Here is a 21,354-nt window from a genome sequence, read left to right as displayed (position 1 = left end):
GCGAAACATGGAGTGGATGGTCTGGACCACGCCAACGACGATCTTCTTTAGCGTGATTGCCGCCATGCTGGCGGGCATGACGGCCTGGGAGGTCATTTCTCCAACGGTGGAGCGGAAGGGGTTCCTGCCCATTTCGACCACACGTGGAGATCGGCTCTTCATCGGGCTGCTATCGGCGGCCTATATTCATCTGATGGTAGTGGGCTTCACCCCCTTCAGCATCTGGCTGGCTCTGGGAGCATCGGTGCTCTGGGTGTTGATCCTGATGCGCTGGGGCTGACAGAAACGCACGGAGCCGAGTGTCCAGGGACGGACGACGACAACCAAAGAGGTCAATATGACAGCGATAACAATGCGACTCTCTCTTCTGGCTGCCAGCATCACGCTGGCCAGTACGGCCTTGCATGCCGATGATCATGATGCACGCGCCATTGCCGAACGCCTTGTCGATGAGCATTTCCAGAACTCGACGCTATCCCGTGAGGAGCAGATCGAAGAGCTACTGTGGTTCGCCAAGGCGGCCGAACCCTTCCGTGACATGGAGATCAACACCGTCGCCGAGGGCCTGACCACCCATATCTACGAGCGGGATGTACTGGCCGAGGCATTCAGCGAACTGACGGGTATCGAGGTCACCCATAACATCATCGGTGAGGGTGATGTGGTCAATAACATGCAGACCCAGATGCAGTCAGGGCGAAATATCTACGATGCCTATGTGAATGACTCCGACGCTATCGGGACGCATATTCGTTACGGCACCACCATCAATATCTCCGATGCCATGCAGAATGAGTGGGCCGACTATACTCTGCCGACCCTGGACCTGGACGACTTTATCGGCCTGCAGTATGGCACTGGTCCAGACGGCAGCATCTACCAGCTACCCACGCAACAGTTCGCCAACCTCTACTGGTTCCGCTATGACTGGTTCCAGCGGGAGGACCTCCAGGCGCAGTTCCGTGACATCTATGGCTATGACCTGGGGGTGCCGACGAACTGGACCGCCTACGAGGATATCGCCGAGTTCTTTACCGAGCATGTCGGTGAGATCGACGGTACCAAGGTCTATGGGCATATGGATTATGGGCGCCGTGATCCATCGCTTGGCTGGCGCTTCCATGACTCCTGGCTCTCCATGGCGGGCATGGGCAGTCCCGGGGTGCCCTTCGGCAATCCCGTGGATGACTGGGGTATTCGCGTCAACGAGGAGAGCCAGCCGGTCGGCGCCAGCGTGTCACGTGGAGGCGCCACCAACTCGCCGGCATCGGTGTTCGCCGTGACCAAGATGGTGGAGTGGCTCAAGAAGTACGCGCCTCCCGAAGCCAGTGGCATGACCTTTGGTGAAGCAGGGCCGGTGCCTGCTCAAGGCAATGTCGCCCAGCAGATGTTCTGGTACACCGCCTTTACTGCCGATATGACGGACCCGGGGCTGCCGGTCACCGATGACGAGGGCAATCCCAAGTGGCGCATGGCACCGTCGCCCACCGGCCCCTACTGGGAGGAGGGCATGAAGGTAGGTTACCAGGATGTGGGCTCCTGGACGTTCTTCGACTCCACACCGGAGGAGCGTCGCACCGCGGCCTGGCTGTTCGCTCAGTTCACCGTCTCCAAGACGGTGTCGCTGGAGAAACTCATGGAGGGGCTCACGCCAATCCGCGAGTCGGATGTCTTCTCGCAACAGATGACCGAGATGGCGCCCAGACTCGGTGGTCTGGTGGAGTTCTACCGCAGCCCGAATGAGTCGAACTGGACACCTTCTTCCACCAACGTGCCGGATTATCCGCGCATGGCTCCGTTGTGGTGGCAGAATCTGGCACCGGCCGTCAGCGGTGATATCGCGCCGCAGGAGGCGCTCGACAACCTGGCAGGTGACCTCGATAGCATCATGGCCCGCCTGGCGCGAGCCAAGGTCTTCACGACCTATGCTCCCAATCTCAACGACGAGCAGGACCCGCAGTACTGGCTCGACCAGCCAGGTTCCCCCAAGGCGAAGCTCGACAACGAGATGCCACAGGGTACGACGGTGCCTTACGACGAGATGATGGAGGCCTGGATGGCCGCGGGGTCTCGCGAGTGACCAGGGGAGGATTCGCCTGACGCGTATTGCGCCTGCGCTGGCCTAGACTGAGGCATCCGGCACCCTGTCACTGCTTGTCGGCACCCACGACCTTTCAACCAGGAGCGAGCCCGGCTCGGCGTCTGCCGAGTCGGGCTCATTGCCTTTCTGAAGACAACGGCGAGCAACAGGCGACATGCCGGCTCGATATCCAGCTCTCGGTACGTGGCCTCGTCGGGTTCATGGTGGAGGGCCGTGATGCCAATGGGGGATGGCCGGAAATGGTCGTCCCCCAAGCGAGGGCAGCCTGCTAGAATGCCGCGCGAGCTTACGCTAGCCACCCATTCCAGGAGCCTTGTCATGCTAAATTCCGCGGCCTCGCGACCCGCCACCTCCCTGCCACGCACGTTGCTGACCGGCGTGCAGATGCTGTTTGTCGCCTTTGGCGCCCTGGTGCTGGTGCCCCTGCTCACCGGCCTGGATCCCAGCGTGGCGCTGTTCACCGCGGGTATCGGGACGCTGCTGTTCCACGGTGTGACAAGAGTGACGGTACCGGTCTTTCTGGCTTCGTCGTTCGCCTTTATCGCGCCGATCCAGGGCTCGATCGCCAACTTCGGGGTATCGGCGACCCTGGGCGGGCTGATGGCTGCCGGCTTCGTGTATGTGATCATCTCCCAGGCGGTACGCCTCAAGGGAACCGCCTGGCTGCATCGGCTGCTGCCAGCGGTGGTGGTGGGGCCGGTGATCATGGTGATCGGTCTGGCCCTGGCGCCGGTGGCGGTGAGCATGGCGACCGGCGAGACCAGCGACCATATCGACTATGGCCCGGCGCTGTTTCTCTCCATGGCCAGCCTACTGGTGACCCTGGTGCTGGCGGTCTTCGGCCGCGGGATCGTGCGCCTGATACCGATCATGGGAGGCATCGTCACCGGCTACGGACTGGCGCTGCTCATGGGGCTGGTGGACTTCACGCCGGTGCATGAATCGGCCTGGCTGGCGATCCCCGAGTTTACCGCGCCGAGCTTCCACTGGGCGGCGATCCTGTTCATGATTCCGGTGGCGATCGCACCCGCGGTGGAGCATATCGGTGACATGGTCGCCATCGGGTCGGTGACCCGCAGGAACTACCTGGAGAAACCCGGTCTGCACCGTACCCTGCTGGGCGATGGCCTGGCCACCGCCGCCGCGGCGCTGTTTGGCGGCCCGCCCAATACCACCTATTCCGAGGTCACCGGAGCGGTGACCCTAACCCGGGCCTTCGACCCGCGCATCATGCTGGTGGCGGCCTGCACCGCCATCGCCCTGGCCTTCGTCGCCAAGCTGGGGGCGCTGCTGCAGACCATTCCGGGGCCTGTGATGGGGGGCATCATGACCCTGCTGTTCGGCTCCATCGCCGTGGTAGGCATGAATACCCTGGTGCGCGCGGGCCACTCGCTGACGGCGCCGCGCAACCTGGTGGTGATTTCGCTGATCCTGGTCTTCGGTATCGGCGGGATGCAGGTGGGGGGCGGTCAGTTCACCCTGCAGGGGGTGAGCCTGGCCGCCCTGGTCGGCATTGTCCTCAACTGGGTGCTGCCCCGCGCCGAGGAAGATGAATAATCAGTCTCGATAACGACGGGTGAGATCTCGATAGGCATCAACGCGGCGGTCACGGAGATACGGCCAGATACGCCTCACCTCCTCGCCGCGCCTCATGTCCAGGGTGACCATCAGGCGCTCGGCCTGGCAGCCGGCATGAGCCAGCAGTTCCCCCTGGGGGCCGGCGATAAAGCTGCCGCCCCAGAAGTCGATGCCACGACCGACGCCGGAGTGGTCGGGTTCGTGGTCGACGCGGTTGGCCACCATGACCGGCACGCCATTGGCGACGGCATGGCTGCGCTGGATCAGTGTCCAGGCATCCTTCTGCCGCTTCTTTTCGTCATCGTCATCGGCAGGGTCCCAGCCGATGGCGGTGGGGTAGAGCAGCAGCTCGGCTCCGGCCAGGGCCATCAGGCGCGCCGCTTCCGGATACCACTGATCCCAGCACACCAGCACACCGAGCCGGCCGATCGAGGTATCGATGGGCGCGAAGCCCTGTCCGTTCCCGTCGGCGTCTCCCGGAGTGAAGTAGAACTTCTCGTAGAAGCCCGGGTCGTCGGGGATGTGCATCTTGCGGTAGTGGCCGACGGCGCCGAGCTGGCGGTCATAGACCACGGCGGTATTGTGGTAGAGCCCGGCGGCGCGGCGCTCGAACAGCGAGCCGACCAGCACGATGTCGAGCTCGGCGGCGAGTGCCGCCAGTCGGCTGCCGGTAGGGCCGTCCAGGGGTTCGGCCAGATCGAACAGCTCGGTCTCTTCGTACTGGCAGAAGTAGTGGGTGGCATGCAGCTCCTGCAGCATCACCAGCTCGGCGCCGGCGGCGGCCAGCTCACGAATGCCGGCCTCGCTCTCGGCGAGGCTTCTGGCCTTGTCGGGCCAGCCGGGTTGCTGGACCAGGCCGACTTTCAGATGGCGGGACATGGCGATTTCTCCTCGTTACTTGTTTCTCGAGGCTTCCCCGGTGACAGTTTCCGAGGGGGCGCTGTGAATACTTCCCTGTACGCTACCGACGCCATCCCTGGCGTAGGACCCCCTCTTCAACCTATCCCCGGCGCCTCTCGCTTCAGATCTCTACGGTCGCCTGGATGTTTAGGCTGCCGCGGGGCAGCTGCATGGTCAGGCAGTGCAGGCTGCCGTGCTGACGGATCACGCTGCGACAGTCGATGGGCACGATATCGCGGCCCGGAAATGCCTCGGCCAGGGCGGCGAGGGCCCGGGTGTCGGCGGCGTCGGCGTAGGTAGGCACCAGCACGGCGCCGTTGAGGATCAGGAAGTTGGCATAGGTGGCCGGCAGCCGATGGCCATCCTCGGGGTCCCGGCAGGGGGCCGGCCAGGGCAGGGGCACCAGCCGGTAGGGCTGGCCGTCGGCGCGCCTGAGTGTCTCGAGCTCAGTCTCCATGGCCGCCAGCGCCGGGTAGTGTGGGTCCTGCTCGTCGTCGCAGCGTACATAGGCGATGGTGCCGGGGTCGCAGAAGCGTGCCAGGGTGTCGATGTGGCTATCGGTATCGTCGCCCTCCAGGTGGCCGTTGGACAGCCACAGGACCCGGGTGACACCGAAGTCCCTATGGAACCACGCCTCAATGCCGCCTCGGTCGAGACCGGGATTGCGGTTGGGATTGAGCAGGCAGGCCTCGGTGGTCAGCAGGGTGCCTTCTCCATCGCTCTCGATGGCGCCTCCCTCCAGTACCAGCCCGCATTCGCTGATGGGGCAGGCGAAGGTGCCGGCCTCGGCAAGGCGACGGGTCAGGGTATTGTCCCGGACGGCGGGAAACTTGCCCCCCCAGCCGGTGAACGCATAGTCGTGCAGCACCAGCTGGCCATCGCGCTCCACCGCCAGGGGGCCATGGTCACGGGCCCAGGTGTCGTCCGCCTCGGCGACCACCAGCCTCAGGCGTTCGTCGGGAACACCGAGAAGGGCGAAGCGTCGCGCGAGGTGCCTGCGGGTCTGGGGGGAGGGTACGCTGATCAGCACCCGCTGGTAGCGCGCGATGGCGACCACCATCGCCTCCAGCGTGGCCTCGATACGCTCCAGCATCGAGGCCCAGTCGCTCTCGGGGCCAGGCCAGGTCAGTTGGATGGCATCCTGAGGATGCCATTCGGGGAGCAGGCGTGTCGCCATCGATCGTGTCCAGGTCAATTGGGGGCAGGACGCGAATGTAGGTGGCCTGGTCCCGCTATGCAAGAGCAGCAGAGCCGCCGTTGATATCCTTTTCGACGAGGGTGGTATCCTTAACTTACCAACCACTGCTCTCGGGTGGTCAAGGAGTGGCATGCGCGCCCATTTCTCGTTTTCAGTGATACTCCTGTCTGGCCTGATTCTCGCCGGCTGCTCCATGCTTCCCGGCGGTGACGGGGTGGCGGCTTCCACTAGTGAGTGGCTGGCCCGTGCGGGGGAGGCGGTCAGTGCACGGAGTCGGCGACTGGCAGAGTGGTTCGGGCGTGAAGAGGCTTCGGACGACGAGGCGATACGCTCTGCACTCCTCGAGGAGCGCCAGGCGCTGCTAGATCAGCCCTATATCGACCCGTTGACCCATTACCTGGAGGCTCATGCCGAGGATCCTCGGTATGCCGATGTGCTGACCGACCTCTCCCGGGAGCGTGATCGACGTTGTGCCGCGATCGCCGACAAGTATGCCGAGCGTCCCGCCAATCGTGAGAATCTGGCACTCTATCGGCGTGGTTATCTGTACTCCTGTCCTGCCCAGGTTAACGCCTTCTATGCACGTGTACGACAGGAGGAAGCGAATCGTCCCGTTGCCCGCTCCCGGCCCGAGAGGGCGCCGGAGCCCGAAACGGTCGATGCACCTCTGGCAGAGCGCGATGAGCAGGTCGAAGAGGCGCTGAGCCGGCGCAAGAGCAACGACTGCTACCTGCTTTTCACCATACGCAACCTGGGTGAAGCCCAGGAGGTCTGCCGCATGTCCGCCGAGGAGGGGGATACCCGCGCCCAGCGTCATATGGGTAGCATGGCCGAACTGGAGGGCCAGCTGGAGGAAGCGATGCGCTGGTATCGGCGTGCCGCCGATAGTGGCGATGCCCAGGCCCGCGAACGGCTCGAGGCGGTCGCGGCCGCGATACGCGACGCCGATGACGAGGATGCCCGATGAGGCGTCGGCGCGCTTTTCTTGGGCGCCGGCCCACGATCATGCTGCTGCTGGCGCTGTTGGTACTGCTGTTCTTTGGCGGCATGTGGCTGCTCTCTTCGCTTAACCTGCGCTATGCCGAGGGAGCCCTCACCAAGCTGCGTGAGCGGCAGGTCATGGAAACCTTCAATGCCAATCTCGACCGGATCGATGCCCATCATCGACGGATGGAGCAGAATGGCTGGGGGTTGTCCCGGGCCGCCGCGCTGCTGACCGGGATGGATGCAGGTGAGGCCGAGGTCTCCGGCATCCTGAAGCAGACCCTGGAAGAGTTTACCGACGCCAGTGGGGCCACCCTGTGGCTTCCGCGGTTGTCACGGCCGGTCGCCATGTTTGCCCATCGTGATGGCGAACAGGTGCTCGTCGAGCCCCTGAGGCGGGACTGGTTGCAGGCGGAAGCGTTACAGCCTCGCCTCGATACCTGGCGTGAAGGCAGCCGACAGCCCCACTGGACCGGGGCCTACTTCAAGCCGCATATCAACGACGCGGTGGTCAGTGTCAGCGTGCCGGTGCGCGATGCCGCCGGGCGAGTGGTGGGCATGGCTGCCAATGACTGGATCGCCGACGATATCATCCGCATGGTCAGCGGCGTGAAGGTCACGCCGAATACCTTCGCCTTCCTGGTGGACAAGGAAAATCGAAGCCTCACCAGCCTCGCGGTTGCCGAGGATCTGCAGCGTGCCCAGCGACTGATCGACGAGGTATCGGCCCTGAAGCTGCATCGAGAGATTGGTGCCCTGTCGGCGGGAGAGGGCATGAAGCGTCTTGATCTCACCCTGGCGGGCCAGCGCTGGTCGCTCTATCACGACGCGACCCGTGCCGGGATGGTGTTCGGCATTGCGGTGCCCCAGGCGGAAATCGATGCCGTTCTGGCGCCCATGCGCGGGGTCAATCTCCGTCTGCTGGCCGGCATCGGGCTGGCTCTGCTGCTTCTGGCCGGAGTTATCCTGTTCCTGGTGGCGGGACTGCTGCGCCAGTTACGCACTCTCTATACCGATCCGCTGACCGGGCTACCCAACCGGGCACGCCTGCTGACCGATCTCAGGGGCGCGCGCAAGGGCTCACTGATGTTGGTCAATGTCGACGGCTTCAAGCAGATCAATGATCTGTTTGGCCATCAGTGTGGCGATCGCGTGATCCAGCGCCTGGGCGCGAGTCTTCAGGCGTTGCTGGAGTCGCACAACTGCCATGATTGCCAGCTGTATCGCATGCCGGGTGATGAGCATGCGGTCTGGCTACCCGGCACCATGACGGACAGCTCCCTGCGTAGCATGGTTGAGGCTCTGCACCAGGCGCTGAGCGGGCTGCGGGTCGATTGGCGAGGGCAGGAGCTCCCGGTGCAGTTATCCCTCGGGGTGGCCTCGACCTGGCGGCTCGAGGCGGGTCAGGACACCCTGTTGTCATCGGCCAGCATCGCCCTCAAGCAGGCGCGTGTCGAGTCACGCCCCTATGTCTTCTATGACCCGGCCGTACAGGTGCGGCGCAACTATGGGCGCAACCTGGCCTGGGCCAACCGGCTGGGAGAGGCACTGGATGAGGGCCGGGTCGTCTCCTATTTTCAGCCGATCATGGATGCGGTGAGCGGGCGTGTCGAAAAGTTCGAGTGTCTGGTGCGCATGCTGGACCGGAATGGCGAGGTGGTCGGCCCCGGTGCCTTCCTGGAGGTGGCCCGACGCAGTCGACTCTATCATCGCCTGACACTGACCATGGCCGATCGCTGCCTGGTCGCGCTGGACGAGACGCCCCATGAGTTCTCGCTGAACCTTTCCAGCGAGGATATCGTCGACCCGGAGATCAGCGAGGCACTATTGGCCCGGGTGGCCGAGAGTGGCGCCGGCGATCGACTCATCTTCGAGATCCTCGAATCCGAGGGGATCGACAACTACACCGCCGTGAGCGCCTTTATCGTTCGTGCCAAGGCACTGGGGGTGCGGGTCGCCATCGATGACTTCGGCAGCGGATATTCGAACTTTGAGCACCTGCTGCGCCTCGACGTGGACCTGCTCAAGATCGACGGTAGCCTGGTGCGACAGCTCGACATCGACAGCGATGCCGAGACCCTGATCCGGGGCATCGTAAGCTTTGCCCGCGAGATGGGCATCGTCACGGTAGCGGAGTTCGTTCATAACGCCGCAGTACTGGAGAGGGTGCGGGCATTGGGCGTGGACTTCGCCCAGGGGGCCTGCATCGGTATGCCCGAGCCCCACCCGGAGTTCGCGCCCCCCATCGACGGAGCCCGTGCAAATCCTGTGAATTAGCCCCTGTCGGCGATGCAGGGGCTGCGCAAAAGCCTTACCATGAGCGCCCGCCGCCTTACAGCAGGCTCACCCGCCTTGCCATGGGGCCCTCGCCGACAAGGAATGCCATCATGCTGGATAGACTGCCCTTCCTGATCGGGTTGCGCTATGTGCGCGCCAAGCGCCGCAACCACTTTATCTCCTTTATCTCGCTGACCTCCATGCTGGGGCTGATGCTCGGCGTGGCCGTGCTGATCCTGGTGCTTTCGGTGATGAACGGCTTCGATCATGAGCTGCGCACGCGCATCCTGGGCATGGTGCCCCATACCAAGATCGAGTCGCGCACCGGCATGGTGGAGTGGGAGGCGCTGGCCGAGCGGCTGATGGAGCGCGAACGGGTCATCGGTGCCGCTCCCTACGTGGAGCAGCAGGGGATGTTCTCGGTGGGGGGGCGCAACGAAGGCGCCATGGTCAACGGTATCCACCCGGAGTGGGAGGACAGGGTATCGATCATCGGCGAGCACATGCGCCAGGGCAGCCTCGCCGACCTCGAGCCCGGCGAATGGAATATCGTGCTCGGCTCGATCCTGGCGCGGCGCCTGGGGGTCGGGGTCGGCGATCGCGTCACCCTGCTGGTGCCCGAGGCCTCGATCACCCCGGCCGGCGTCTTCCCGCGCCTCAAGCGCTTCACCGTCAGCGGTATCTTCAGTGTCGGGGCCGATCTCGACGCCGCCCTGGCCTATGCCCATATCGAGGACATGCAGACCCTGGCGCGACTGGGGGATGCCGTGGGCGGGCTGCGCCTGGAGCTCGATGACTTGTTCGCCGCCAGTGCCGAGACACGCGCGATCGTCAACGAGCTGGGGGCCGGCTACCGCGGTTACGACTGGACCTACTCCCACGGCAATCTCTTCCAGGCGATCCAGATGGAGAAGCGCATGATCGCGCTGCTGCTGACGGTGATCATCGCCGTGGCGGCCTTCAATATCGTCTCGACGCTGGTCATGGTGGTCACCGACAAGCACGCCGACATCGCCATCCTGCGCACCATCGGGGCCACGCCTCGGTCGATCATGGGCATCTTCGTGGTCCAGGGCCTGGCCATCGGCATCATCGGCATCCTGGTAGGGGTGGGGCTAGGCGTGCTGCTGGCGCTGACCATCTCCGACATCATCGACTGGGTCGAGACGGTGTTCGGAATCCAGTTCCTCGACGCCGGGGTCTACTTTATCAGCAACCTCCCTTCGCGACTCCACTGGGACGATGTGGGCAATATCGTCGCCTCGGCCCTGGTGCTGACCTTCTTCTCCACCCTCTATCCGGCATGGCGGGCCGCCCGCGTGCAGCCGGCGGAGGTGCTGCGCTATGAATAACGCTTCGAGCCCCAATCAGGAGATTTCCATGCAACGTACCTTCGGGCAGACGATGCTGGAGTGTCACGACCTGACGCGTATCTACCGCGAGGGTCCCCAGGACATCACCGTGCTCGATGGTCTCTCCCTTACCGTCAATGCCGGTGAGCGGGTCGCCGTCGTCGGCAGTTCGGGGTCGGGCAAGACCACCCTGCTCAACCTGTTGGGAGGGCTGGACCGGCCAAGCCGCGGTGAGGTGCGCATCGCCGGAGCGTCGCTGTCGAGCCTCGGCGAGGCGGCACTCGGGCGTTTTCGCAATCAGCATATCGGCTTCGTCTACCAGTTCCACCATCTGCTGGCCGAGTTCACCGCCGTCGAGAATGCGGCCTTGCCCCTGATCGTGCGGGGCCAGCGCAAGAGGGTTGCCGAGGCCGCTGCCCTGCAACTGCTGGAGAAGGTCGGCATGGCATCACGCGCCGACCACAAGCCCGGTGAGCTCTCGGGCGGCGAGCGACAGCGGGTGGCGATAGCCCGGGCGCTGGTCACCGACCCCAGCCTGGTGCTGATGGATGAACCCACCGGCAATCTGGATCAGCACACCGCGGCCGGGATCCTGGCATTGATGGATGAGCTGGCCCGCACCGCCGCCTGCGCCTTTGTCATCGTCACCCACGACCCGGCCCTGGCGGCCCATCAGGACCGTGTCCTGCGCCTCGATGAAGGACGCCTGAGCGAGCAACCACGCGGGTAGGCGACTCCTCAGAGTCCAGCTTGTCCAGGGTCACGGCGGCCGCCTCTCGAGGCGGCCGCTTGTGTTGGGGTGCAGAAGGCGGTGACCCCGGGGACTGAGGGGTTTACACCGCTAGAGGGTGTCGTCACAGCCGGTCCTGCGCCGGCGCCGGTGGCGAGCCTTCCAGCTTCGCGAGACCTGCCAGCGCCACAGTAGCCGCACCGCCAGGTTGCCGGTGAGGGCCAGCACCACCGCCATGACCACCGACCCGACCGCCAGGGCGGGCAGGATATCGCCGAGACGCTCGGCGACCCAGTGGGGGGAGAGGCGCTCGGGGGCTTCCCGGCCGGGGGTGTTCATCAACCAGGCCCCGAGGCGGTAGTTGGCATAGAAGATCAGCGGCATGGTCAGCGGGTTGGTGACCCATACCAGCCCTACCGAGAGGGGCAGGTTGCAACGTGCCAGCTTGGCACCACCGGCGGCGATGGCCATCTGCAGGGGGATCGGCAGCATGGCGCTGAACAGGCCCACCGAGAAGGCGTTGGCCACGCTGCGACGGCTCAGCACCCAGAGGGCGGGGTCGCCGATCAGGGCGCTCATGAAGCGTAGCGAGCGCTGACGCCTCAGGGCGTCCGGGTGTGGCATATAGCGCTGTAGCAGGCGGCGCGGCATGGGCACTGGTTCGTGGCATCGTGACCTGGCCTATTATCCATACAAGACTGCGGGGCCGCACCTGTGGTCTTCCTCGTCATGGGGCCTCGGCCCCGATTGCCGGAGCCGGGCAATGCCAAGAGGATGGGCCCTTCCCCTGGCCCTTGCCGTGCTGTCGGGTATCGGGCTGGGGGCCAATCCGCCGCCGGGACTCGCCGAAGGGTTGGGCCTGGCGCTGCTGGTGGCGCTGGCCCTGCGCCGGCGAGGTGCGGTGGCGGGCGTGTTGATGCTCGCCTGGATGGCGAGCGCCGTGCTGATCGTGCAGGGCGGGCAGCTTCCCTCCGGGCTGGGCGGGGTCGACCTGATGCTGGAGGGTCGGCTCGAGTCGGTGGTCGAGCGGGGCAGGGTGACACGACTCGGCGTCAGCGTGGAGCGTTGCCAACCCCTTCAGTCACACCGGCTGCCCTGTCGGCGCCTGAATCGGGTTCGTCTCAACGTCTATGCGCCGCCTCCCATGATGACCGGTGAACGCTGGCGGTTCACCGTCAGGCTGAGGCCGCCCGGTGGGCTCGCCAATCCCGGCGCCTTCGACTATCGCGCCTGGTTATGGCGTGAAGGCATCCAGGCCACCGGCTATGTTCGTCAGTCCCCGGCGCCGCAGCGACTCGCGGCGGCCTCTGGCGATCCGCGGCAGATGGCGCTGGCGCTGCTCGATCAACAGGAGCTTCCTTCCCGGGCGGGCCGCTGGCTGGCCGCGCTGACCCTGGGAGCCAGCGAGCGACTCTCCGATGGCGATTGGGCGCTGCTCAATGCCAGCGGCACCACCCATCTGATGGTGATCTCCGGGCTTCATGTGAGCCTGGTGGCGGGTGTCGTGCTGCTTCTGGGGCGAGGCGTGGCACGCCTGCTGACACCGGGGCGCTGGCGCCTGGCGGTGTGGCCCTGGTGGCTGGCGGCGCTGGGGGCGAGCGGCTATGCACTGCTGGCCGGGCTCGAGCCGCCGGCGCTGCGAGCCCTGGTCATGGCCCTGGTGGGCCTCTGGGTGGCGAGCGGGCGCCATGCACCGGGACCCTGGCAGGGGTGGTGGCTGGCACTCGCCGTGGTGCTGCTGCTCGACCCACTCAGTGCCTGGCGACCGGGACTGTGGCTCTCCTTCGCGGCGGTGGCCATGCTGATTCTGCTCTGGCAGGGCAGGCCGCGCCCGCGGGGAGTGCGTGGCTGGTTGTGGGGGCTGGTGCGCACTCAGCTGATGCTGGCCCCGGCGATGGCGGGTGCCGTGCTGCTGGCCTTCGAGCGCCTGGCGCCGGCCGCGCCGCTGGTCAATCTCATCGCGGTGCCGCTGGTAAGCAGCCTGCTGGTTCCCCTGGGGCTTCTGGGCTGGCTGTTGGCGCCCCTGCCGGGCGTGATGGCTGCCTGCTGGTGGCTGTTTGCCCGGCTGACGGATGGCCTGGCCCGGCTGCTGGAAGCGATGGTCGCATGGCTGCCGCTCTGGTATCCCGACCCGGGGCAGACATTGCCGGTGGCGCTGTCGCTGCTGGTGTTGGCCATGCTGTGGGGAGTGCCCGGCCTCGACAGGCGCCTGCGGATCGTCGCCACCCTGCTGCTGGGGCTGGTCCCGCTGCTCTGGCAAGCCCCACGCCTGCCGCCGGGGGAGGTAGAGGTCAGGGTCCATGACGTGGGTCAGGGGCTGCTGGTGGAGCTGCGAACCCGGGACTATCGGCTGCTCTATGATACCGGGCCACGTTTCGCGTCGGGGTTCACACCGCTGGAGACCCTGTGGCCAGGGGCACAAGCCTTCGACATGGTGATCCTCAGCCATGACGACAACGACCATGCCGGCGGGGTGGCGACGCTCCATACGCTGCACGACGTCGAGCGCTACCTGGGGCCGCCGGCCGCGCTGCCGGGGGAGTGGGTCGAGCCCTGTCTGGCCGGTCGTCAGTGGCGGCGTGATGACGTCGACTTTCGTCTGCTATGGCCGCCGGCCTCAGCCCAGGGGCTTCCGGACAATGAACGCTCCTGCGTGCTGGAGGTCACGGCGGGTGATCATCGCCTGCTGCTCAGCGGCGACCTGGGCAGGGAGCACGAGCGTCGCTTGCTCCACCAGGTAAGCGGCCCCGTGAGCGTGCTGCTGGCCGGCCATCATGGCAGCGCAACCAGTTCCGGAGCGGCGCTGGTCAAGGCGCTCGCGCCACGCCATTTGGTGTACAGCGTGGGGCGGCATAACCCCTTCGGCCATCCCGCTCCCGAGGTGGTCAGGCGCTTTCGGCGTGCCGGGGCCTGCCAGTGGAGTACCGGCCTTGACGGTGCCCTCACGTTTCGTCTCGGTGGGGGAGAGCTGGCGGGGCCGAATGCGGCACGCGCCGGCATCCGGCCCGGTGTCGATTGCGGGCCGCTTGCGTTAGAATCGCCGTAAAAGCGGTGGGATGACCGCGGCTACCGGAGAGGATGTGCGCATGGACATGATGGAGGCCCTGATCGCCGGGGGCTGGCTGATGCTGCCGCTGCTGGGTTGCTCGTTGCTGGCCACGGTCATCATCATCGAGCGTCTGTGGACCCTGCGCGCCGGGCGCATCGCCCCGCATGGGCTGGGCCAGGAGGTGTGCAGCCTGATTACCCGTGGCCAGGTCAACCTCTACTGGCTGGAGAGTCACTCACCCCTGGGCGGCGTGCTTGCCGCCGGCCTGCGCAACGCCGGACTCGGCCATGAGCAGGTCAGGTCGCGACTGACCGAGGCCGCCACCGCGGTGATTCACGATATGGAGCGCTTCCTCAACCCGCTGGGTACCATCGCGGCCATCGCTCCGTTGATCGGCCTGCTCGGTACCGTGGTCGGCATGATCGAGGTCTTTGCGGTGATCGTTGCGGGTGATGGGGCGAGTCGTACCGCCGATCTGGCCGGTGGCATCTCCCAGGCGCTGGTGACCACCGCCGCGGGCCTTACCGTGGCGATCCCCGCGCTGATGTTTCACCGCTACTTCCAGCGCCGGGTCGAGGACATCACCGTACGCATGGAGGAGCAGGCCGGCCAGGTGGTGGAGTTCCTGGCCCACCATGGCGGCGCCATCAGCCTGGCCGAAGGCCAGACCCCGGCCCGCGATGCCGAGCGCGTGGAGGCCGATGGTCGCCTGGCGCCAGAGGTGAGGCACCCGTGAGGTTTCCGCGACGACGGCGTGACCCCGTGGAGGTGAACCTCACCCCACTGATCGATGTGGTGTTCCTGCTGCTCATCTTCTTCATGGTATCGACGACCTTCGAGACGCGCCAGGCGCTCGAGCTCACCCTGCCGGAGTCGCTCTCCGGCAGGGCCGTCGAGCCTTCGCCGTTGACGCTGGTGGTCACCGCCGAGGGGGACTATCGGCTGGGCGCGCGCGTTCTGAACGCCGACTCCCTGGGGGCGGCCCTGGCCGATGAGGCGGATCAGGGGCGCGAGCATGGCCTGGTAATAGAGGCGGATGCCCAGGCCCGCCATGCCGACGTGGTGCGAGCCCTCGACCAGGCTGGCCTGAACGGCATTCAGCGCGTACGTATCGCCACCACGGAGCGTGCAGCGCACAACACCTCACCCAGACCAGCGGAGACACCGTGACTCCCATCGGGACTTCTCAACACGCTTCCCAGCAGTCGAGCCTGACGCTCTATCGCCGTCTGCTGCGCTATGTGCGCCCCTACTGGCGCTCCTTTGCCCTGGCCATCTTCGGCTACGCCATCTATGCCGCCTCCAGTACCGCCCTGGCGGAGATGATGAAGCGCCTGATCGACGGGATTCAGGAGCCCGACGCCGCCTTTCGACTGTTCCTGCCGCTGTTCGTGGTGGGGATGTTTGCCGCGCGAGGGCTGGGGACCTTCCTCGGCACCTACTTCATGAGCAATGTGGCACGCAACGTCGTGCATGTGTTGCGCTGCAATGTCTTCAATCACATGCTGCACCTGCCGGGGCGCTTCTTCGATAGCCACTCCAGCGGCCACCTGATCTCGCGGGTGACCTACCACGTCGAGCAGGTCACCGGCGCGGCCACCAAGGCGGTGACCATACTGCTTCGCGAGGGGCTCTTCGTGATCGGCCTGGTCATCTACCTGCTGTGGACCAACTGGATGCTGACCCTGCTGTTTCTGGCGGTGACGCCCTTGATCGGCGGGGTGGTGAGCTATACCAGCAAGCGCTTCCGGCGTCTCTCGGGGCGCATCCAGGCCTCCATGGGCGAGGTGACCCATGTGGCGTCAGAGGCGCTCTCGGGTTACCGGGTGGTGCGTACCCATGGCGCCGAGGCCTATGAGAAGGCCCGCTTCGCCAAGGTGAGTGACTACAATCGCCAGCAGAGCCTCAAGGAGGCGCTGACCAAGGCGGTCAGCACCCCGGTGATCCAGCTGCTGGTGGCCCTGGCCCTGGCGGTGCTGGTGTGGCTGGCCATGTCGCCGGCGCTGATGGCCAACATGACCGCCGGCGAGTTCGTGGCCTTCATTACCGCCGCCTCGCTGATGGCCAAGCCGGTGAGGCAGCTCACCGAGGTCAACAGCGAGATCCAGAAGGGCCTGGCCGCCTCGTCGGAGCTGTTCGGTCTGCTCGAGGAGCCGGCCGAGCCCGACGAGGGGACCCATGAGCCCGCAAGGCTTGCCGGTCGAGTCACGCTGGAGGGGGTGACCTTTCGCTACGCCGAGGGGCAGCCGGAGGTGCTGAAGGGCATCGATCTCGAGGTGGCCGAAGGCGAGATGGTGGCGATCGTCGGCCGCTCGGGCAGCGGCAAGTCGACTCTGGTGGGCCTGTTGCCACGCTTCTATCGCCCGAGTGTCGGGCGCGTGCTGATCGATGACGTTCCCCTGGATGCGTACCGCCTGGCGCCGCTGCGCCGCCAGATCGCGCTGGTCTCCCAGCAGGTGACACTGTTCAACTCAAGCATCGCCGCGAATATCGCCTATGGGGTGGAGAACCCCGATCCGGCGGCCATCGAGGCGGCGGCCCGCTCTGCCCATGCCCATGAATTTATCGAGCGCCTGCCCCAGGGGTATGCAACGGTCGTCGGCGACAACGGCGTGATGCTCTCCGGCGGGCAGCGTCAACGGCTGGCCATCGCCCGGGCGATCTTCAAGGATGCGCCGCTGCTGATCCTCGATGAGGCCACCTCGGCGCTGGATACCGAGTCCGAGCGTCATATCCAGGCGGCACTGGAAGAGGTCTGCAAGGGGCGCACGACGCTGGTGATCGCCCATCGTCTCTCCACCATCGAGCGCGCCGACCGTATCCTGGTCATGGAGCAGGGCGAGATCATCGAGCAGGGCAGTCATGCCGAACTGCTGGCGCGTGACGGCGCCTATGCGGCCCTGCATCGCCTGCAGTTTCAGGAGGCCGATCCGATATGAGGATCTTGCAGGACGGCGCGATGGCGACCATTGTGGCGGCCCTGCATCGCCTGCAGTTTCAGGAGGCCGATCCGGCATGAGCCAGCTTGGCGAGCGCTGGCTTAGGGCCGCCTACCGTGGAGACGCCTGGCTGGCGGCACTGAGGCCACTGGAGATGCTCTATCGCTGGGGGGTGCGTCGGCGTGCCGCCGCCTATGCCAGCGGTCGCAAACCGGTCTGGCGGGCGCCGGTGCCGGTGGTCGTGGTGGGCAACCTGACCCTGGGTGGAACCGGCAAGTCGCCGCTGGTGGCCTGGCTGGTGGAGCACCTGAACGGGCAGGGCTGGCGGCCGGGTATCCTGTCGCGGGGCTATGGCGGGCAAGGGGCTGAGTATCCGCAGCTGGTCGAAGCAACGACGCCCGCCGCCGTCTGCGGAGATGAGCCGCGCATGCTGGCCGACCAGACCGGGATGCCGGTGGTCGTTGACCCCGAGCGTCCCCGCGGTGCCCGACGCCTGCTCGAGGCCGGCTGCGATATTCTGGTCAGCGATGATGGCCTGCAGCACCTGGCCCTGGGGCGTGATCTGGAGCTGGTGGTGGTGGATGGGGTGCGCGGCTTCGGCAACGGTCGCTGCCTGCCGGCGGGGCCGCTGCGCGAGCCGCTGTCGCGGCTGGAGAGCATCGATGCGATGCTGGTCAATGGCGAGCCTCGGGTAGCGTTGCCCCTGGATGGCCGGCGCATGACGCTGGTGCCATCCGGCTGGCGCCGCCTCGCCGATGGCAGGCGCTACCCCATCGATGAGGCGCCCTTTACGGGACCGGTCCATGCGGTGGCCGGCATCGGTCGGCCGGCGCGTTTCTTCGACACCCTCAGGGGGCTTGGCGTCGAGGTGATCCCGCACCCGTTCGGCGACCATCATCTCTTCCGCGCCGATGAACTCCATTTCGAGGATGGCCGACCGCTGGCGATGACCGCCAAGGATGCCGTCAAGTGCCGTGACCTGGCGCCCGATGACAGCTGGGTGCTGGAAGTCGAGGCCTTGCCCGAATCAGGCTTCGTGGACTGGTTCGACGACTGGCTGGCCGGTGCGGCTGCCATGCCGCCCCGGCAGCCGGGGAGTCAAGAATTCGCGAGACGAGCCGATGTCGGCTCGCCACAACAGTGAAGGGGAAAACGATGGACAAGGAGCTGCTGGCTTTGCTGGTCTGCCCGATGTGCAAGGGTAAGCTCAAGTATCGTCGCGAGGAGGAGGAGCTGCACTGCCTCTATGATGGCCTGGCCTATCCGGTCCGCGACGGCATTCCGGTCATGCTGCCCGAGGAGGCGCGACAGCTCTCCGTCGACGAGAAGCTGCATGACTCTCCCGGACGCACGGGGGAGCGCTGATGGCCGAGGCCAGGAGCAAGGCTGACCGGGAGTTCATTGCGGTCATTCCGGCACGCTTTGCCTCGTCACGACTGCCCGGCAAGCCGCTGGCCGAGATCGCGGGCGAACCGATGGTCGTGCATGTCTGGCGGCGTGCCTGTGAGAGTGGTGCCAGCCGGGTCGTGGTGGCGACCGACGATCCGCGTATCGCCCAGGCCATGGCGCCGCTGGGTGCGGAGGTGGTGATGACGCGGGCGGACCACCCCTCAGGTACCGACCGGCTGGCCGAGGTGGCCGAGCAGCTGCGGCTCGATGGGGATGCCGTGCTGGTCAATGTTCAGGGCGATGAGCCGCTGATCCCGCCGGCATTGATCGACCAGGTCGCCGAACGGCTGTTCGATGATCCGGGTGCCTCGATCGCCACGCTGGCCGAGCCGATCACCGAGGCGGCGGTCCTGTTCAACCCCAACGTGGTGAAGGTGGTGCATGGCCAGGATGGTCGAGCGCTCTACTTCTCGCGCGCTCCCATCCCATGGGATCGAGAGTCCTGGGGTAGGGAGTTTTGGGGTGGGAAATCCGAGGGGGGCGAGGCCATCGCGGGGGGGGCCGGGGTGCTAGAGGGTGACGCCTGGCTGCGCCATATTGGCCTCTATGCCTACCGGGCCGCCTTCCTCGCCGAGTATGGTAACTGGTTACCGTCGCCCCTGGAGCGTCTCGAGCAGCTGGAGCAGCTGCGAGCACTACATCATGGGCATGCCATCCAGGTGGCGCTGGCCCGTGAATCCCACCCTGCCGGTGTCGATACCGCAGAGGATCTAGCCCGGGTACGGGCACTGCTGGAGCAGGAAAAACCCCAAGGAGGAGTCTGATGCGCGTCCTGTTCGTTTGTCTGGGCAATATCTGTCGTTCGCCTACCGCCGAAGGGGTGTTTCGGCGCCAGCTAGAGGCTCGGGGCCTGGACCAGCGTGTCGACGTCGACTCCTGTGGCATCGCCTCCTGGCACGAGGGCAAGGCGCCGGACCCCCGTTCGCAAGAGGCGGCGGCAAGACGCGGCATCGACCTCTCCTCATTGCGTGCCCGGCAGCTGAAGGGCGACGATTTCCACGCCTTCGACTATCTGCTGGCCATGGACCATGACAACCTGCGAGCCATGCGTGAGCAGGCGCCCGAGGGACTCGAAGCTCATATGGGGCTCTTCCTCGAGTTTGCGGGTCATCCGAATGTTGCCGTTCCGGACCCCTACTATGGCGGCGAGGATGGCTTCGAGGAGGTGCTTGATCTGATCGAGCGCGCCGCCGATGGCTTGCTCGAAGACATCGTTGCGCGCCTGGAGTCACGCCCTTGATGTCGACCATCAGGAGGCAATGGGATCTGAGCCATGCCAATACGCTGGGGCTGCCCTGTATCGCCGAACGCTTCGTGGCACCCGACAGCGTCGAGGCGCTCAGGGACGCGCTGGCCGGGGCGCGTGAGCAGGGTTGGCCGGTTACGCTGCTGGGTGGGGGGAGCAATCTGATCCTGCCCGAGCACCTGCCGGGCCTGGTGGTGCAGCCTGCCATGGCCGACTGGTGGCAGGAGGAGGAGGGCGATGGGCGCGTGCGAATCCATGCCGAGGCCGGAGTCAACTGGCATCGGCTGGTGATGGCGCTGGCCGCTCGTGGCCTATGGGGCATCGAGAACCTGGCGTTGATTCCCGGTCACTGTGGCGCCGCGCCGATCCAGAACATCGGCGCCTACGGGGTCGAGCTGGCCGATGTGCTCGAGGCCGTGGAAGTGCTTCATCTGGCGGATGGCAGCCTGACCTGGCTTTCCCCCGAGGCGTGCGAGTTTGGCTACCGTGAGAGCATCTTCAAGGGCGCGCTGGCAGGGCGGGTGGTGATCACGCGCCTGGTGATGCGCCTGTCGCGTCAGGCAGAGCCTCGCCTGGGCTATGGTGACCTGTCGAGCCGTGTCGGGGTAGCGCCCTCGCCGCAGGAGGTGGCCGAGGCGGTGTGTGCCATTCGCCGCGAAAAGCTGCCCGACCCCGCAGAGCTGTGCAATGCCGGCAGCTTCTTCAAGAACCCCCGGGTAGCGGCCGAGAAAGCCGAGCGCTTGTTGGGCGAATACCCCGAGATGCCACACTTTCCTCAGCCGGATGGTCGGGTCAAGCTGGCCGCCGGCTGGTTGATCGACCGCTGTGGTCTCAAGGGGTGGCGCGATGGCCACTTCGGCGTTCACCAGCGCCAGGCGCTGGTGCTGGTCCACTTCGGTGGTGGCAGCGCTCGAGAGCTGCTCGACTTCGCGGCCCGGGTGGCGGGTAGCGTCCGCGAGCGGTTCGGTGTCGAGCTCCAGCGTGAGCCGCGACTGGCTGGCTGAGCCTACGTCTCAAGCCGAATAAACGACAACGCCCGCAGCCAAAGGCTGCGGGCGTTGTTCGTCAGGCCTGGGAGTAGGCGTTAGCCCTGCTTGCCCTCCTGGGCCTTGGCCTCCTGCTCGCGACGCCGGATCTCACGCGGGTCATTGTGGGCACGGCGACGACGGCGGCTGGCACGGCTGGGTGCTGCACTCTCCTTGGCCTCGGCTGCGGGCTTCGCCTCGGCCTTAGCGGGCTCCTTCTCAGTCGGCTCAGTGTCGGCCTTGGCGTTCGGCTTCTCGGTAGGCTGGCTCTTGGCCGGCTGGCTGTCGCCCGCTGCCTGGGCGGTCGGCTGCTTGGCTGCTACCGGCTCGGCCTCTTCCGGCTTGGCGTCGGCCTTGGCGGACGGCTTCTCGGCAGGCTGGCTCTTGGCCAACTGGCTGTCGCTCGTTGCCTCGGCGGCCGGCTGCTTGGCTGCTACCGGCTCGGCCTCTTCCGGCTTGGCGGACGGCTTCTCGGCAGGATGACTCTTGGCCGGCTGGCTGTCGCTCGCTGCCTCGGCGGCCGGCT

The 21,354-nt window shown here is 66.1% G+C and carries 19 protein-coding genes and 1 pseudogene; 16 read left to right on the top strand and 4 right to left on the bottom strand.

The features are described from left to right. The first annotated feature begins 7 nt into the window (after positions 1-7). The 3 genes from IOC61_RS13890 to IOC61_RS13880 all read left to right on the top strand — a co-directional run bounded on the left by IOC61_RS13890 (position 8) and on the right by IOC61_RS13880 (position 3,658). Entirely contained in the window at positions 8-280 is a 273-nt protein-coding gene (locus IOC61_RS13890) for a DUF2160 domain-containing protein (protein ID WP_195689350.1), read from the top strand. 57 nt (positions 281-337) lie between these two features. After that, entirely contained in the window at positions 338-2,080 is a 1,743-nt protein-coding gene (locus IOC61_RS13885) for an ABC transporter substrate-binding protein (RefSeq protein WP_195689349.1), read from the top strand. A gap of 339 nt (positions 2,081-2,419) precedes the next feature. After that, entirely contained in the window at positions 2,420-3,658 is a 1,239-nt protein-coding gene (locus tag IOC61_RS13880; protein WP_195689348.1) for a uracil-xanthine permease family protein, read from the top strand. On the opposite strand, the gene IOC61_RS13875 is transcribed toward IOC61_RS13880, so the two are convergent. After that, on the bottom strand, positions 3,659-4,558 hold the full coding sequence (locus IOC61_RS13875) for a carbon-nitrogen hydrolase (protein WP_195689347.1): 900 nt from the start codon (positions 4,556-4,558) through the stop codon (positions 3,659-3,661). Positions 4,559-4,700: 142 nt separating this feature from the next. Then, entirely contained in the window at positions 4,701-5,756 is a 1,056-nt protein-coding gene (locus IOC61_RS13870) for an agmatine deiminase family protein (protein ID WP_195689346.1), read from the bottom strand. Positions 5,757-5,907: 151 nt separating this feature from the next. Between IOC61_RS13870 and IOC61_RS13865 the strand changes: the two genes are divergently transcribed. From IOC61_RS13865 to IOC61_RS13850, 4 genes are all read left to right on the top strand, one after another. Beyond that, positions 5,908-6,744 (top strand): hypothetical protein, encoded by an 837-nt coding sequence (locus IOC61_RS13865; RefSeq protein WP_195689345.1) that lies wholly within the window; start codon positions 5,908-5,910, stop codon positions 6,742-6,744. Beyond that, positions 6,741-9,038: an EAL domain-containing protein gene (locus IOC61_RS13860; protein WP_195689344.1), complete on the top strand. Its 2,298-nt coding sequence runs from the start codon at positions 6,741-6,743 to the stop codon at positions 9,036-9,038. The genes IOC61_RS13865 and IOC61_RS13860 overlap by 4 nt, the downstream gene beginning before the upstream one ends. Before the next feature lie 110 nt (positions 9,039-9,148). Further along, a complete protein-coding gene (locus IOC61_RS13855) occupies positions 9,149-10,390 on the top strand; it encodes a lipoprotein-releasing ABC transporter permease subunit (RefSeq protein ID WP_195689343.1) in 1,242 nt (413 codons plus the stop codon). Positions 10,391-10,418: 28 nt separating this feature from the next. Further along, a complete protein-coding gene (locus tag IOC61_RS13850) occupies positions 10,419-11,120 on the top strand; it encodes an ABC transporter ATP-binding protein (protein ID WP_229333152.1) in 702 nt (233 codons plus the stop codon). 111 nt (positions 11,121-11,231) lie between these two features. On the opposite strand, the gene IOC61_RS13845 is transcribed toward IOC61_RS13850, so the two are convergent. Next, a complete protein-coding gene (locus IOC61_RS13845) occupies positions 11,232-11,771 on the bottom strand; it encodes a DUF2062 domain-containing protein (RefSeq protein WP_195689341.1) in 540 nt (179 codons plus the stop codon). A 112-nt stretch (positions 11,772-11,883) separates the two neighbouring features. On the opposite strand from IOC61_RS13845, the gene IOC61_RS13840 reads away from it, so the two are divergent. The 9 genes from IOC61_RS13840 to murB all read left to right on the top strand — a co-directional run bounded on the left by IOC61_RS13840 (position 11,884) and on the right by murB (position 20,807). Continuing rightward, positions 11,884-14,166, top strand: a complete 2,283-nt coding sequence (locus IOC61_RS13840) for a DNA internalization-related competence protein ComEC/Rec2 (RefSeq protein WP_195689340.1) — start codon at positions 11,884-11,886, stop codon at positions 14,164-14,166. A gap of 40 nt (positions 14,167-14,206) precedes the next feature. Beyond that, complete coding sequence (locus tag IOC61_RS13835) at positions 14,207-14,905, top strand: MotA/TolQ/ExbB proton channel family protein (RefSeq protein ID WP_195689339.1); 699 nt, start codon at positions 14,207-14,209, stop codon at positions 14,903-14,905. Next, on the top strand, positions 14,902-15,339 hold the full coding sequence (locus tag IOC61_RS13830; protein ID WP_195689338.1) for an ExbD/TolR family protein: 438 nt from the start codon (positions 14,902-14,904) through the stop codon (positions 15,337-15,339). The genes IOC61_RS13835 and IOC61_RS13830 overlap by 4 nt, the downstream gene beginning before the upstream one ends. Next, the gene (gene msbA / locus IOC61_RS13825; RefSeq protein WP_324254722.1) at positions 15,336-17,108 is read left to right on the top strand and encodes a lipid A export permease/ATP-binding protein MsbA; all 1,773 of its coding nucleotides are present in this window, start codon (positions 15,336-15,338) and stop codon (positions 17,106-17,108) included. The genes IOC61_RS13830 and msbA overlap by 4 nt, the downstream gene beginning before the upstream one ends. A 76-nt stretch (positions 17,109-17,184) precedes the next feature. After that, entirely contained in the window at positions 17,185-18,252 is a 1,068-nt protein-coding gene (lpxK, locus tag IOC61_RS13820; RefSeq protein WP_195689337.1) for a tetraacyldisaccharide 4'-kinase, read from the top strand. 11 nt (positions 18,253-18,263) lie between these two features. Next, entirely contained in the window at positions 18,264-18,473 is a 210-nt protein-coding gene (locus IOC61_RS13815; RefSeq protein WP_132044865.1) for a Trm112 family protein, read from the top strand. Then, complete coding sequence (gene kdsB, locus IOC61_RS13810; RefSeq protein ID WP_195689336.1) at positions 18,473-19,321, top strand: 3-deoxy-manno-octulosonate cytidylyltransferase; 849 nt, start codon at positions 18,473-18,475, stop codon at positions 19,319-19,321. Before IOC61_RS13815 ends, kdsB begins: the two co-directional genes overlap by 1 nt. After that, on the top strand, positions 19,321-19,797 hold the full coding sequence (locus IOC61_RS13805; RefSeq protein ID WP_195689335.1) for a low molecular weight protein-tyrosine-phosphatase: 477 nt from the start codon (positions 19,321-19,323) through the stop codon (positions 19,795-19,797). Before kdsB ends, IOC61_RS13805 begins: the two co-directional genes overlap by 1 nt. Then, positions 19,797-20,807 carry a UDP-N-acetylmuramate dehydrogenase gene (gene murB / locus IOC61_RS13800; protein ID WP_195689334.1) on the top strand — a complete coding sequence of 337 codons (1,011 nt, stop codon included), beginning with the start codon at positions 19,797-19,799 and terminating at the stop codon, positions 20,805-20,807. Before IOC61_RS13805 ends, murB begins: the two co-directional genes overlap by 1 nt. A gap of 80 nt (positions 20,808-20,887) precedes the next feature. Here the strand turns inward: murB and IOC61_RS13795 are convergent. Then, positions 20,888-21,354, bottom strand: a pseudogene (locus IOC61_RS13795) (ribonuclease E/G); the annotation flags it as partial.

Source organism: Halomonas sp. KAO (assembly GCF_015595025.1).
GTDB lineage: Bacteria > Pseudomonadota > Gammaproteobacteria > Pseudomonadales > Halomonadaceae > Halomonas.
Note: the sequence above shows the minus strand (reverse complement) of the source record. Positions and strands in the feature narration are given on the sequence as shown.

Bases quoted from the DNA above. Each gene is read 5' to 3' on its own strand.
- IOC61_RS13860 (WP_195689344.1), top strand. From the start codon at position 6,741: ATGAGGCGTCGGCGCGCTTTTCTTGGGCGCCGGCCCACGATCATGCTG.
- IOC61_RS13870 (WP_195689346.1), bottom strand. From the start codon at position 5,756: ATGGCGACACGCCTGCTCCCCGAATGGCATCCTCAGGATGCCATCCAA.
- IOC61_RS13865 (WP_195689345.1), top strand. From the start codon at position 5,908: ATGCGCGCCCATTTCTCGTTTTCAGTGATACTCCTGTCTGGCCTGATT.
- IOC61_RS13805 (WP_195689335.1), top strand. From the start codon at position 19,321: ATGCGCGTCCTGTTCGTTTGTCTGGGCAATATCTGTCGTTCGCCTACC.
- kdsB (WP_195689336.1), top strand. From the start codon at position 18,473: ATGGCCGAGGCCAGGAGCAAGGCTGACCGGGAGTTCATTGCGGTCATT.
- IOC61_RS13880 (WP_195689348.1), top strand. From the start codon at position 2,420: ATGCTAAATTCCGCGGCCTCGCGACCCGCCACCTCCCTGCCACGCACG.
- IOC61_RS13815 (WP_132044865.1), top strand. From the start codon at position 18,264: ATGGACAAGGAGCTGCTGGCTTTGCTGGTCTGCCCGATGTGCAAGGGT.
- IOC61_RS13890 (WP_195689350.1), top strand. From the start codon at position 8: ATGGAGTGGATGGTCTGGACCACGCCAACGACGATCTTCTTTAGCGTG.
- IOC61_RS13850 (WP_229333152.1), top strand. From the start codon at position 10,419: ATGCAACGTACCTTCGGGCAGACGATGCTGGAGTGTCACGACCTGACG.
- IOC61_RS13845 (WP_195689341.1), bottom strand. From the start codon at position 11,771: ATGCCGCGCCGCCTGCTACAGCGCTATATGCCACACCCGGACGCCCTG.
- murB (WP_195689334.1), top strand. From the start codon at position 19,797: ATGTCGACCATCAGGAGGCAATGGGATCTGAGCCATGCCAATACGCTG.
- IOC61_RS13885 (WP_195689349.1), top strand. From the start codon at position 338: ATGACAGCGATAACAATGCGACTCTCTCTTCTGGCTGCCAGCATCACG.
- IOC61_RS13855 (WP_195689343.1), top strand. From the start codon at position 9,149: ATGCTGGATAGACTGCCCTTCCTGATCGGGTTGCGCTATGTGCGCGCC.
- IOC61_RS13835 (WP_195689339.1), top strand. From the start codon at position 14,207: ATGGACATGATGGAGGCCCTGATCGCCGGGGGCTGGCTGATGCTGCCG.
- IOC61_RS13875 (WP_195689347.1), bottom strand. From the start codon at position 4,558: ATGTCCCGCCATCTGAAAGTCGGCCTGGTCCAGCAACCCGGCTGGCCC.
- lpxK (WP_195689337.1), top strand. From the start codon at position 17,185: ATGAGCCAGCTTGGCGAGCGCTGGCTTAGGGCCGCCTACCGTGGAGAC.
- IOC61_RS13840 (WP_195689340.1), top strand. From the start codon at position 11,884: ATGCCAAGAGGATGGGCCCTTCCCCTGGCCCTTGCCGTGCTGTCGGGT.